This is a genomic window from Pseudomonas sp. Sample_24 (assembly GCF_004307605.1).
GTDB lineage: Bacteria > Pseudomonadota > Gammaproteobacteria > Pseudomonadales > Pseudomonadaceae > Aquipseudomonas.
Window position 1 is genome coordinate 1 of the sequence record NZ_RCNW01000395.1, and the last position, 12,935, is coordinate 12,935.

12 protein-coding genes and 1 pseudogene are annotated in these 12,935 nt (G+C 58.5%); 8 read left to right on the plus strand and 5 right to left on the minus strand.

The annotated features are described in order from the left end of the window. The 4 genes from D8V06_RS22860 to D8V06_RS22875 form a co-directional block, all read left to right on the plus strand. The coding region (locus D8V06_RS22860) for an acyl-CoA dehydrogenase C-terminal domain-containing protein (protein WP_177434476.1) at positions 1-233 on the plus strand (233 nt) is incomplete at its 5' end. A 219-nt stretch (positions 234-452) separates the two neighbouring features. Beyond that, the gene (locus D8V06_RS22865) at positions 453-1,745 is read left to right on the plus strand and encodes a GGDEF domain-containing protein (RefSeq protein WP_130931869.1); all 1,293 of its coding nucleotides are present in this window, start codon (positions 453-455) and stop codon (positions 1,743-1,745) included. Between the two features lie 86 nt (positions 1,746-1,831). Next, positions 1,832-3,628, plus strand: a complete 1,797-nt coding sequence (locus D8V06_RS22870) for an acyl-CoA dehydrogenase C-terminal domain-containing protein (RefSeq protein WP_130931870.1) — start codon at positions 1,832-1,834, stop codon at positions 3,626-3,628. A gap of 270 nt (positions 3,629-3,898) precedes the next feature. Beyond that, on the plus strand, positions 3,899-5,677 hold the full coding sequence (locus D8V06_RS22875) for an acyl-CoA dehydrogenase C-terminal domain-containing protein (protein WP_130931871.1): 1,779 nt from the start codon (positions 3,899-3,901) through the stop codon (positions 5,675-5,677). A 227-nt stretch (positions 5,678-5,904) separates the two neighbouring features. Here the strand turns inward: D8V06_RS22875 and D8V06_RS22880 are convergent, their stop codons facing one another. Next, a complete protein-coding gene (locus D8V06_RS22880; RefSeq protein WP_130931872.1) occupies positions 5,905-6,834 on the minus strand; it encodes a LysR family transcriptional regulator in 930 nt (309 codons plus the stop codon). A gap of 169 nt (positions 6,835-7,003) precedes the next feature. Between D8V06_RS22880 and D8V06_RS22885 the strand changes: the two genes are divergently transcribed. The 4 genes from D8V06_RS22885 (at position 7,004) to D8V06_RS22900 (ending at position 9,444) form a co-directional block, all read left to right on the plus strand. Beyond that, positions 7,004-8,287: an aminotransferase class III-fold pyridoxal phosphate-dependent enzyme gene (locus tag D8V06_RS22885; protein ID WP_130931873.1), complete on the plus strand. Its 1,284-nt coding sequence runs from the start codon at positions 7,004-7,006 to the stop codon at positions 8,285-8,287. A gap of 246 nt (positions 8,288-8,533) precedes the next feature. After that, a complete protein-coding gene (locus D8V06_RS22890; RefSeq protein ID WP_130906074.1) occupies positions 8,534-8,890 on the plus strand; it encodes a type II toxin-antitoxin system RelE/ParE family toxin in 357 nt (118 codons plus the stop codon). Further along, entirely contained in the window at positions 8,883-9,203 is a 321-nt protein-coding gene (locus tag D8V06_RS22895) for a DNA-binding transcriptional regulator (RefSeq protein WP_056853562.1), read from the plus strand. The genes D8V06_RS22890 and D8V06_RS22895 overlap by 8 nt, the downstream gene beginning before the upstream one ends. Before the next feature lie 82 nt (positions 9,204-9,285). Further along, positions 9,286-9,444: a YqaE/Pmp3 family membrane protein gene (locus D8V06_RS22900; RefSeq protein ID WP_003228885.1), complete on the plus strand. Its 159-nt coding sequence runs from the start codon at positions 9,286-9,288 to the stop codon at positions 9,442-9,444. A gap of 1 nt (position 9,445) precedes the next feature. Here the strand turns inward: D8V06_RS22900 and D8V06_RS22905 are convergent, their stop codons facing one another. From D8V06_RS22905 to D8V06_RS22920, 4 genes and pseudogenes are all read right to left on the minus strand, one after another. Next, positions 9,446-11,272, minus strand: a complete 1,827-nt coding sequence (locus tag D8V06_RS22905; protein WP_130931874.1) for a S9 family peptidase — start codon at positions 11,270-11,272, stop codon at positions 9,446-9,448. Further along, positions 11,238-12,410: a pyrroloquinoline quinone biosynthesis protein PqqE gene (gene pqqE, locus D8V06_RS22910; protein ID WP_130907970.1), complete on the minus strand. Its 1,173-nt coding sequence runs from the start codon at positions 12,408-12,410 to the stop codon at positions 11,238-11,240. The genes D8V06_RS22905 and pqqE overlap by 35 nt, the downstream gene beginning before the upstream one ends. Beyond that, a complete protein-coding gene (gene pqqD / locus D8V06_RS22915) occupies positions 12,382-12,657 on the minus strand; it encodes a pyrroloquinoline quinone biosynthesis peptide chaperone PqqD (RefSeq protein ID WP_056853559.1) in 276 nt (91 codons plus the stop codon). The genes pqqE and pqqD overlap by 29 nt, the downstream gene beginning before the upstream one ends. Then, positions 12,654-12,935 (minus strand): annotated as a pseudogene (locus tag D8V06_RS22920) (pyrroloquinoline quinone biosynthesis protein C); the annotation flags it as partial. The pseudogene D8V06_RS22920 and the gene pqqD, both read right to left, overlap by 4 nt.

Here is a 12,935-nt window from a genome sequence, read left to right on the forward strand (position 1 = left end):
TGTACTCCGGTTACGCCTGCCTGGCCTACTTCTGGGCCGACATGGCGCGCCTGGCTGCGGAAAAACTGGCTGCCGGCACTTCCGAAGAGGCGTTCTACACCGCCAAGCTGCAGACCGCGCGTTTCTACTTCCAGCGCATCCTGCCGCGTACCCGCACTCACGTTGCAACCATGCTCTCGGGTGCCAACAACCTGATGGACATGAAAGAAGAGAACTTCGACCTGGGCTACTAAGGCTTAAGGCAGTTCTGCAAAAACCGCTGCTCCTTCGGGATCAGCGGTTTTTTTTGCATTGGCGTGCGCCCACGAGACTTCTCCTTGCATCACTGGTGATCGCGATGCCGCCAACTCCATTGAAAATACCTCAGTAAAACGCTCAGCAAATCGGGGTTTCTGCCGTTACAGTAGTGGGCACAATGCCATCTATTGATATGACGGGTCGGAGCTTTACCCTTGCCGCGTTCTTCCGCTGTACGTTTCAGTCATTTCCTACCGTCATTGCTGCTTTTGCTGGCGGGCCTTGCGGCTGCGTACGTCAAGGACCTGAACGTTTTCTTCACCTCACTGTTCAACGTTCTGCCAACCCTGGTTCTGCTACTGGGCGGTGCATATTGCGCGGTCTACCGACGCCAGCGTGAACTGTTTCTGATGGTCACGGTGTACATCGCCTATTTCCTGCTCGACACCCAGACTGATTACTACCGCGACAACGGCAAGGTGCGTGAAGACGCAGCCGTGGTTTTTCATCTGTGTTGTTTGTTGTTGCCGTTGCTGTTCGGCGTGTTTGCGGCGTGGCAAGAACGAACGCATTTGTTTCAGGACATGGTCGCGCGATTTGCCGTGTTGCTGGCGGTGGGCAGCGTGGCATTGGGGCTCGAGCAGAGTTACCCGCAGGCGCTGCTGATCTGGTTGTCGGAGATTCGCTGGCCGGCCTTGCACGGTGCGTGGATGAGCCTGATCCAGCTGTCCTATCCAGTGTTCATCGCATCGTTTGTGCTGCTGGCATACCAATACTGGCGCAACCCGAGGCCGCTTCACGCCGCACAGCTTGTGGGTTTGCTCGGATTGTTCTGGATGTTGCCGAAAACCTTCATTCTGCCGTTTACCCTCAACATCATGTGCAGCCAGGTGATGCTGATGATCGCCGCTGCCGTTGCGCACGAAGCCTATCAAATGGCATTCCGCGATGAGCTGACCGGGTTGCCGGGGCGTCGTGCGTTGAATGAACGCATGCAGCGGTTGGGGCGCAACTATGTGTTGGCCATGAGCGACGTCGACCATTTCAAGAAATTCAACGATACCCACGGCCATGATGTCGGCGATCAGGTGCTGCGATTGGTCGCCAGCAAGCTGTCGAAAATCGGTGGCGGCGGTAAGGCGTATCGCTACGGTGGCGAGGAATTCGCCCTGGTGTTTGCAGGCAAAACCCTCGAAGAATGCATGCCGCACCTGGAAGTCATCCGCGAATCCATCGCCACCTACAACATTCACCTGCGCAATCAGGACAGCCGCCCGCAAGATGACAACCAGGGGCGCCAACGCCGTGCAGGATCCGGCTCGTCGAGCGTGTCGGTGACCGTCAGTATCGGAGTCGCCGAGCGGATCGACCAGCGCACCCCGGAAGAGGTGCTCAAATCAGCCGACCAGGCGCTGTACAGTGCCAAAGGCGCTGGGCGCAACTGCGTGATGGCGTTCGGGCAGAACCGTCGTGGCGCCGTGCGCATGGACGCCGCTACGGTTGAGTGATGATGGCGCATTCAGCGTCTGCACTGTGATTGTGGGGCGTGGTCGACGGCAGTAGGTTGGAGAAATCTGCTGACGGAGAAATGACCATGCCTGAGTACAAAGCTCCCCTGCGCGACATGCGCTTTCTGATTGACCATGTCTTCGATTTTCACGGCAGCTACGCCGCACTGGGGGCTACCGATGCCAGCCCGGACATGGTGAGTGCGATCCTGGAAGAGGGCGCGAAGTTTTGTGAAAACGTGCTCTCCCCGCTCAACCGTAGCGGCGACGAAGAAGGCTGCCATTTCGACAATGGCGTGGTCACCACGCCAGCGGGTTTCAAGCAGGCGTTCGCACAATACGTCGAGGGTGGCTGGCATGGTCTGGCGGCGGATCCGGCTTACGGCGGCCAGGGTTTGCCCAGCTCTCTGGGACTGGTCATCAGCGAAATGGTCGGCTCGAGCAACACCTCATGGGGCATGTACCCGGGCCTGACCCACGGCGCCATGTCGGCAATCCATGCTCACGGCACTGAAGAACAGAAACAGACTTACTTGAGCAAACTTACCGCCGGCCAATGGACCGGCACCATGTGCCTGACCGAAGCTCATTGCGGCACCGATCTGGGCATCATCAAGACACGCGCCGTACCTCAGGCCGACGGCAGCTACGCAATCTCCGGCAGCAAGATTTTCATCTCCGCCGGCGAGCACGACATGAGCGACAACATCATTCACCTGGTGCTGGCGAAACTGCCGGATGCGCCGGCGGGGACCAAAGGCATTTCGCTGTTTATCGTGCCCAAGTTTTTGCCCGATGCAGCGGGTGAAGCGGGCCAGCGCAACGGCGTCTCCTGTGGCTCGATCGAACACAAAATGGGCATCAAGGCCTCGGCCACCTGCGTGTTGAATTTCGATGGCGCCCAGGGTTTTTTGATCGGCGAACCGAACAAGGGCCTGAACTGCATGTTCACCATGATGAACCATGCGCGGCTGGGTACCGGCATGCAAGGCTTGTGTCTGGGCGAGGCAAGTTTCCAGGGCGCGATCAGGTACGCCAACGACCGTTTGCAGATGCGCTCGCTGACGGGACCCAAAGCGCCGGAGAAAGCCGCCGACCCAATTATCGTGCACCCCGATGTACGGCGGATGTTGCTGACCATGAAGGCTTTCAACGAAGGCAACCGCGCGCTGACCTACTTCACCGCACAATTGCTGGATGTCGCGCACCTGAGCTCGGATGAAACAGCGCGCCAGGACGCCGAAGACCTGTTGGCGTTCCTGACGCCTATCTGCAAGGCCTTCATGACCGACACCGGCCTGGAGGTGACCAATCACGGCATGCAGGTATTTGGCGGGCACGGTTTCATCCGTGAGTGGGGTATGGAGCAACTGGTGCGTGATTGCCGCATCGCACCGATCTATGAAGGCACTAACGGTATTCAGGCGCTGGACCTGCTCGGGCGTAAGGTCCTCGGCAGCCAGGGCAAGCTACTGCGCGGTTTCACCAAAATCGTCCACAAATTCTGTGCGGCGAATGCCGCGCACCCGCAGTTGGCGGTTTATGTGGCCCAACTCAACGACCTGAACCGGCAGTGGGGCGAATTGACCACTCAGGTCGGCATGGCTGCGATGAAAAATCCGGACGAAGTCGGCGCGGCATCAGTGGATTACCTGATGTACAGCGGTTACATCATCCTCGGATACTTGTGGTTGCGGATGGCGTTGGTGGCGCAGGCACAATTGGAATCGGGCAGTGGCGATGCCGATTTCTGCCGGGGCAAACTGGCGACCAACGAATTTTATTTCAAGCGACTATTGCCACGCACCGCCGCGCACCGGGCAGCGATCGAGGCGGGCAGCGATTGCCTGATGAAGCTGCCGGCGGAGTTGTTTGCGCTCTGACGATCAGGCTTGAAAAGCTTCGCGGGCAAGCCTCGCTCCTACGGTTCTATGTCGTTCACGTGAATGCGTGCGACACGGCCTGTAGGAGCGAGGCTTGCCCGCGAATGCGTTCTGGCAGGCGAGTACTGTCTCAGCTGAAATGCTGGTGACCAAAAATAACAAAACAGTCACTGGCTGACCCTATGTGTCGCAAAAGTTGTTGGGTTACACTCGGACCCAACGAAAACACCACACCTACGAATTACCTGTTTAGATCTTGCGAGGTTTGCCATGGCTGACTACAAAGCGCCCCTGCGCGATATGCGCTTCGTCCTCAATGAAGTTTTCGAGGTCGCCAAACTCTGGGCCGAGCTGCCGGCGCTGGCGGATTCCGTCGATGCTGAGACCGTCGAAGCCATTCTCGGAGAAGCCGGCAAGGTCACCAGCAAAAGCATCGCGCCCCTGAGCCGTGCGGCCGACGAAGAAGGTTGCCATTGGGCAGATGGTGCTGTCACCACGCCGGCCGGTTTCCCACAGGCTTATCAGACTTATGCTGAAGGCGGTTGGGTCGGGGTCGGTGGCGATCCTGCCTACGGCGGCATGGGCATGCCCAAAGCCGTGTCGGCCCAGGTCGAAGAGATGGTCAACTCCGCCAGCCTGTCGTTCGGTTTGTACCCGATGCTGACCGCCGGTGCTTGCCTGTCGATCAACGCCCACGCCAGCGAAGAACTGAAAGCCGCGTACCTGCCAAACATGTACGCCGGTGTCTGGGCCGGTTCCATGTGCCTGACCGAGCCGCATGCCGGTACGGACCTGGGCATCATTCGCACCAAGGCCGAGCCACAGGCTGACGGTTCCTACAAAGTCAGCGGCACCAAGATCTTCATCACCGGTGGTGAGCACGACCTCACCGAAAACATCATCCACCTGGTACTCGCCAAGCTGCCGGATGCTCCGGCCGGTCCGAAAGGTATCTCGCTGTTCCTGGTGCCGAAGTTCATGGTCAATGCCGATGGCAGCCTGGGCGCGCGCAACCCGGCCAATTGCGGCTCGATCGAGCACAAGATGGGCATCCAGGCGTCGGCGACCTGCGTGATGAACTTCGATGAGGCTGTGGGTTATCTGGTCGGCGAGCCGAACAAAGGCCTGGCGGCGATGTTTACCATGATGAACTACGAGCGTCTGGGGGTTGGCATCCAGGGCCTGGCTTCTGGCGAGCGCTCCTATCAGAACGCTGTGGAGTACGCCCGCGACCGACTGCAAAGCCGTTCGCCGACCGGCGCGCAGAACAAGGACAAAGTGGCCGATCCGATCATCGTCCACCCGGATGTACGTCGCATGCTGTTGACCATGAAAGCTTCGAACGAAGGCGGTCGTGCGTTCTCGACTTACGTGGCCATGCAACTGGACACCGCCAAGTTCAGCGAAGACGCCGCGACCCGCAAGCGTGCGGAGGATCTGGTGGCGTTGTTGACTCCCGTGGCCAAGGCGTTCCTGACTGATCTCGGCCTGGAAACCACAGTGCACGGCCAGCAGGTTTTCGGAGGTCACGGCTACATCCGCGAGTGGGGTCAGGAACAACTGGTTCGCGATGTTCGCATCACTCAGATCTACGAAGGCACCAACGGCATCCAGGCCCTGGACCTGGTCGGGCGCAAGATCGTTGGCAGCGGCGGAGCGTTCTACAACCTGTTCGCTGACGAGATTCGTCACTTCACGGCCACTGCCAGCGCCGATCTTGCCGAGTTCACCAAACCGTTGAACGACGCTGTGACCACGCTCGACGAACTGACCGCGTGGTTGCTTGACCGGGCAAAATCCAACCCGAATGAAATCGGCGCGGCATCGGTCGAGTATCTGCAAGCGTTCGGTTATGTCGCTTACGCCTACATGTGGGCACTGATGGCCAAGGCCGCTCTCGGCAAAGAAGCGCAGGACGATTTCTACGCCAGCAAACTCGGCACGGCGCGGTTCTATTTCGCACGCCTGCTGCCGCGTATCCACTCGTTGAGCGCGTCGGTGAAGGCCGGGAGTGAGTCGCTTTTCCTGCTGGATGCCGCACAGTTCTGACTATGTAACGTCATGTAAGCTTTCTCTTACATGACGTGCTGCCTATCTCCCATAGATGCAGATTGGATCCACGGCTAATCTACTTCACATGGACGTAGCGCAGGAAGCGCAAAGCAACAACACGGACACGTAGGATTCTGCCAGGACGGCGGAGTGAAATGGATGTCAGGGAAACAGTCTGCAAAGCCCCGCTTCGGCGGGGTTTTCTTATGCCTGCGAAAAAGTATTCAGTTCAGCGCATCCAGTGCCGACGGGCTGTTCAATCGTTCATCAGATCGATTTATCACTTCTTCGAGCAACGTTCGTAACAACGCCAGCGAGGCTTGCTGCCGTTGCACATCGCGACACACCAACCCCACTTTCAACGGTACCCGCGGCTCACTGAGCGGTTTCCACAGCAGGTCGTTGTTGCCATGGGTTTTTTGCGAGCGTCCGGGCAATACCGTTGCCAATTGTGTGTGCGGCAGGCTGTCGAGAATCCCCGCCATGTTGTTCAATTCAGCCTGCACCTGCGGACGTCGTCCCAGATTGGCCAATTGCGCCTGCCAAATCTGGCGTATCTGAAACTCCTCACCCAATAGCAACATCGGCAATTGCGCAGCCTGACTCATCGAGACTTTCTTGAATTCCCGCAAGGGGTGCTCCGCGGGGATGACAAGCGTCAGTTCATCCTCATACAGCATCACGCCATGTAGCCCAGGTTGCCGGGGGGGCAGATAGCTGATGCCGATATCCAGCGAGCCATTGAGCAACCGACGTTCGATTTCCAGTCCTGTCAGTTCATAGATCTGCACCACCAGATGTGGCTGGGCTTTGCGCACGCGTTCGAGCATCTGCGGCACAAGGCTGGTGTGCACCGTTTGCAAAACGCCAATGGCCAGCGTACGCAGCGCCTGCCCCTTGAAATTGGCCAATGCTTCGCGCGCCCGCTGCAGACCATCGAGCAAGGGCAGGGCGTGGTTGTACAGCGTATGGGCCGCCAGGGTCGGCAACAGGCGTTTGCTGCTGCGTTCGAACAGGCTCACATCGAGGGTCTGTTCGAGATGGCGGATCTGTTGTGAAAGCGCCGGTTGAGAGATTGAAAGTCGTTCGGCGGCACGCCCGACGTGGCCCTCTTCATACACCGCGACGAAATAACGCAGTTGCTTAAAATCCATAAGTAATTCTTATTGAAAATGCTGGTAAATCGAAATGGTTCAACACTGGGACTGAGCCTAGTCTAACTGCATTCATAAGGCTTGCAGGGCCAGAAAAGGCGATGAAGAGCATTGGCTTCGCTGTTGTTTGCATAGGTAACGCAAAACACCTGAAACGCAGGTTGAACCCATGAATCTGTTCAGCCTGCGGCGCGCTTCGCCATCGATTGATGATCTGGTAGCGGGTACTTCCTTCCCCTCCAGTTACGAAAACCTCTCCAGTGAGTGCCTGATGCCCAGTGTCGAGCGGCCCCATCAGATTTTTGTCCGCGGCCAAGGTTCGTGGTTGTGGGACAGCGATGATCGCGCGTATCTGGATTTTTCCCAGGGCGGCGGGGCCAACAGCCTGGGCCACAGTCCCAAAGCACTGGTCAATGCCATCACGGCGCAGGCGCAGGCGCTGATCAATCCCGGTTTCAGCCTGCATAACCGCGGCATGCTCAACCTCGCCGAGCGTTTGTGCCTGAGTACCGGCAGCGATCAGGCTTACATGCTCAACACGGGCAGCGAAGCCTGTGAGGCCGCGATCAAATTGGCGCGCAAATGGGGCCAACAGCATCGCGGCGGCGCTTCGCGGATCATCGTCGCCAATAACGGCTGCCATGGTCGTAGCCTGGCGACGATCTCGGCGTCGGACAGTTCGACTTTGGCCAACCGATTTGAACCGCAGCTGCCAGGCTTCAGCCATGTTCCCTACAACGATCTTCCGGCGCTGCACGCGGCTGTTGACGAGCGGACCGTGGCGATCATGCTCGAACCGATTCAGAGCGAAGCCGGAGTGATTGCGGCCACGGCGCATTATCTCAAAGGCGTCGAACGTCTGTGTCGGGAGCTGGGGATCCTGTTGATTCTCGACGAAGTGCAAACCGGATTGGGTCGCTGCGGCACCTTGCTCGCCGAACAGTCCTACGGTGTGCGCGCCGATATCGTCGTCCTCGGCAAAGGGCTGGGCGGTGGGGTGCCCTTGGCCGCATTGCTGGCGCGGGGCAAGGCTTGCTGTTTCGACACTGGCGAACTGGGCGGCACCCATCACGGCAATGCACTGATGACCGCGGCGGGTCTGGCGGTGCTCGACAGTGTGCAGGACAAAGGATTTCTCGAACATGTCGGGGAATCCGCCCTGCACCTGCGCGAAGGTTTGCAGCGTTTGTCCCATCGTTACGGTCACGGCGAACTGCGCGGCCAGGGGCTGCTTTGGGGGCTGACTCTATCCGACGATTCTGCTGATGCCGTCGTCAACGCAGCCTTGTTTGAAGGCTTGCTGCTCAACGCTCCGCAACCGGACTGCCTGCGCTTCACCCCGGCGCTGACCGTCAGCATGGCCAATATCGATGAAATGCTCCTGCGCCTGGCCCGCGCTTTCTCCCGTGTGCGCACCGCGCAATTGCAATGCCGTAAAGGGATTGCCGTCTGATCAGACGCGTCCTGCACACATTCCAGAACCGTCTCGCGGTAATACGCACGCCCTGCGCCTGATTTTTTTTGGCGTGGGGCGTTTTTTTGTGGCGGGGTTTTGCCATGGGGCAAATTCGGCTTGAGACTTGATCGTATAAATGGCTTTTTAAAGGTGCCGACAGGGAATGTCGATACCCGCTCAACCATCACGGTTGGCTTTGAGCTCTATACCACACAGTGGTATGTTTTTGGGGAAGGGATGCCAATGTCACAAAGGCTTTTCAAGACGAAACGCTTTGCAATGGTCGCCGGAAAGGCATGGATTGGAGATGATGAGCTTCGAGAGGCCTTCCTCGAAATGCTCAAAGGGCAGGCGGATAATCTCGGCGGCGGGGTCTGGAAGAAACGCTTGAACTCCAATCGCCATCGCTCGATTGTTTTGGCGAGGGGTGGTGAATACTGGGTTTACCAGTTCATGTGTGCCAAAAAGAATCAGAGCAATATCAGTCATACCGAGCTGATCGCGTTTCGGAAAATGGCCAAGACCTACGAGGGACTGACAGAGTTGCAAATCCAGTATTTACTGGATACGAGGGAGTTTACGGAGATTTTTTATGAGTAAGAAATTCAAGAGCGAGGCGTTTGAATCAATCCACGAATCTGCCAGTGCCTTGTATGCCATCGGCGCAATCAGCAAGGCGACCATGCGCGAATTCGATGCGTCGTGCCTGGCGAACGTACCGGACGCGATACCGGCCGAACAGATCAAGGCGCTACGTGAACGCAACAATGTCAGCCAACCGGTGTTCGCGCGTTACCTGAACACCAGCGCTTCTACGGTCAAACAGTGGGAATCAGGGGATAAACATCCCAGCGGCATGGCGCTGAAGCTGCTGAGCATCGTTCAGAAACATGGCCTGGAGATACTGGCCTGAGGAATCCGGCTGAACCCTGACCAACGGCAAGGGTCGATTAGCTGTAGGGCTTGCATGAGCCCCATTCAATCAGGAGCTGCCCATGGACTTCATTCGCATCATCATCGCTATCTTGTTGCCGCCACTGGGCGTGTTTCTGCAAGTAGGATTCGGCGGGGCGTTCTGGCTGAATATTTTGCTGACGCTGTGCGGCTACATTCCGGGGATCGTGCACGCGGTGTACATCATCGCCAAGCGTTGATTTACAGCGGCAGATTCATCACTCGCCGATAAAACGACCACTCCTGCTCCAGCGCATGGGCCTGGTTACCGGCCTTGCGGAAACCGTGACGTTCATCCGCGTAGTAATGCGCTTCGACCAGGAGGCCGTTGTTCTGCAAGGCTTCGACCATATCGCGGGTCTGCTGAGGCACGACCACGGCGTCCAGTTCCCCTTGGAAAAAGATCACCGGCACGCGAATGTTGTCGGCGTGCAATAACGGTGTGCGCGCGGCATAGCGCTGGGCGTCCTGCACTGGATCGCCGATCAGCCAATCGAGGTAGTCGCCTTCGAACTTGTGGGTAGCCCGGCCCAATGCCACCGGATCGCTGACCCCGTAAAGGCTGGCGCCGGCGCGGAACACGTTGTGAAAGGCCAGTGCGCACAGCGTGGTGTAGCCACCTGCGCTGCCGCCGCGGATGAACGCTTTGTCGCCATTGATCAAGCCACGATCGGCGAGATGGCTGACCACCGCGCACGCATCTTCGACATCCACCTCACCCCAACTCAAATGCAAAGCCTGGCGGTAGGCTCGGCCATAGCCACTGCTGCCGCGGTAGTTGAGATCTGCCACGGCGAAACCGCGTTGTGTCCAGTACTGAATTCGCGGGTCGAGCATCGGATAGCACGCCGAAGTCGGGCCACCATGGATGAACACCACCAACGGTGGTTTCGCTTCCCCGGTCATTGCCGGATAGAAGAAACCGTGAGCCTCGCCCGAACCGCTTGGGTAACGCAGGGTCTGCGGGCGACTGATTCTTTCAGCGGGCAGCGGAGTGACACCTCCGGCCAGCACGTTTACCTTTTGCGACTGGCGATCGATCGCGATTACCGCAGCCGAACTGACCGGTGAGGCGGCGATGCAGTAAATGAACTGCGCATCGATGGCGAGGTGGCGGAAGCGGCTGTAATCGCTGGAATAGTCTTGCGTGGAATGACCACACAGGCCCAATCGACCGAAACCGTCTTCTGTCCAGCTCGCCAGATAGTCGCCATCATTCAGGGGTAACCAGGTGCAGCCACCGAGTTGCCAGGGTGCCGGACCATAATCGGCGGCAGCGCTTGGCAGTGGGGTCAGAGCGTTTTCCGCTTCCATCCACGGTTGCCAGTACCCGCCCCGATCCGTCAGGCAAAACAACCGACCGGCGTTATCGAATCTCGGTTGTTGCAGGGATTCTTCAGCATTGTCTCCGGCCACGCAGCGGGCCGGGCCGAAGGTGTTATCGGTCAGGCGCTCGGCAACCATCAAGCGGGTTGCGGTCCACGGCTGATGTGGGCGGCTCCACTCTATCCAGGCCAGTCGATGAGCGTCAGGACTGAGGGTCGGGGCCGCGTAGAAGTCGGCGCCTTCGGCCAGCAGGTGTCGCGTGCCGTCCGCCAGATCGATCGCGACCAAACGGTGCTGGTTGCCGTTTTCCTCAACCGTCAGCACCTGACCATTGGCGAACTGCAAATCACCGTAACGGCAGGTACCGCAGGTCAGCCTTTCTGGCGTCTCGCCCTGGAGCGATTGACGATACAGTTGCTGGTCAGCCTCATTGACGAAGACGATGCCGTCGGCAGTCAGACAAAACGCTCCACCGCCATATTCGTACACCCGACTGCGCACGCTGAACCCGGGCGGTGTCAGACACGTCGCTGTGCCAGCTTGCCAGTGCCAGACTCGGCACGCGGCGTCCTCCGGACGATATTCATTCCAGAACAAGCCGTGTGGGCCAACCTGTAACTCGGCAAAGTCGATACCGGCCGCTACTGCTTTGGCGGCGCTCAGAGGTTCAGCTTTTGGCGATGAGGCGTGAGTTTCGTTCATTGCGAAAGGCCAGTTGTTCGATGGTCTGGGTGGCGTGCTCGGCTTCTTCGCGGGCCTTGAGGATTACGCCGTGATGGGCGGATTTGCTGCACACCGGATCGGCGTTGCTCGCGTCACCGGTGAGCATGAATGCCTGACAGCGACAGCCGCCGAAGTCTTTTTCTTTCTCGTCGCAGGAACGGCACGGCTCGGGCATCCAGTCATAGCCGCGAAAACGGTTGAAACCGAACGAGTCATACCAGATGTGTTGCATGCTGTGGTCGCGCACATTGGGAAACTGCACCGGCATCTGTCGGGCACCGTGACACGGCAAGGCGGTTCCGTCCGGCGTTACTGTCAGAAAAATACTGCCCCAGCCATTCATACAGGCTTTCGGGCGTTCTTCGTAATAGTCCGGCGTGACGAAAATCAATTTGCACGGATGCCCTTCGGCTTCCAGTTTGGCCCGGTATTCATTGGTGATGCGTTCGGCGCGCAGCAGTTGCTCTTTGGTCGGTAAAAGTCCGACACGATTGAGCTGCGCCCAACCATAGAACTGGCACGTGGCGAGTTCGACGAAGTCCGCTTCAAGGGCGATGCACAGCTCGATGATGCGGTCGATCTTGTCGATGTTGTGCCGATGGGTGACGAAGTTCAGCACCATCGGATAGCCGTGGGCTTTCACCGCGCGGGCCATTTCCAGTTTCTGCGCGAAAGCCTTTTTCGAGCCGGCCAGCAAGTTGTTCACCTGCTCGTCGCTGGCCTGGAAACTGATCTGGATGTGATCGAGGCCGGCCTTCTTGAAGTCACTGATTTTCTGTTCGGTGAGGCCGATGCCGGAGGTGATCAGATTGGTGTAGAAACCCAATTTGCGTGCTTCGCCGATCAGCTCGGCGAGGTCCTGACGCACCAGCGGTTCGCCACCGGAAAAACCCAGCTGCGCCGCGCCCATTTCCCGCGCTTCACGAAACACCTTGATCCACTGTTCGGTGCTCAGCTCCTTGCCCTGTTCAGCAAAGTCCAACGGGTTGGAGCAGTACGGGCATTGCAGCGGGCAGCGGTACGTCAGCTCAGCCAACAGCCACAGCGGCAGGCCGATCTCGGGTTTGGGCGGTACTTGCACCGATGACTCAGGCAAGTTCGATCCAGTGCTGCGCACGGGCAACCTCCATGAATTGCTCGATGTCGTCACCGAGCTCGGGCACGCCGGGGAACTGCTGGTCAAGCGCCTCGATGATCGCCGCGACATCCCGCTCGCCATCAATCAAGCCACCGATCAACGCGGCGCTTTCATTGAGTTTAATCATGCCTTCCGGATACAGCAGCACGTGGCCTTTCTGCGCCGGTTCGTACTGGAAACGGTAGCCGGGACGCCAGCTCGGCGTCTTGCTGCGATCAAAGCTCATAAAGTGATTCCTTTGTGCCAGACCCGCTCACGGGTCACGCTGTGATATGGCGGGCGTTGCAGTTCGTAGGCCATGCTCATGGCATCGAGCATGCTCCAAAGAATGTCCAGTTTGAACTGGAGAATTTCCAGCATGCGCTCCTGGCCTTCACGGGTCTTGTAGTGCTCAAGGGTGATCGCCAGACCGTGCTCGACATCACGCCGCGCTTGACCCAGGCGGGTGCGGAAATACTCGTAGCCGGCCGGGTCGATCCATGGGTAATGCTGCGGCCAGCTGTC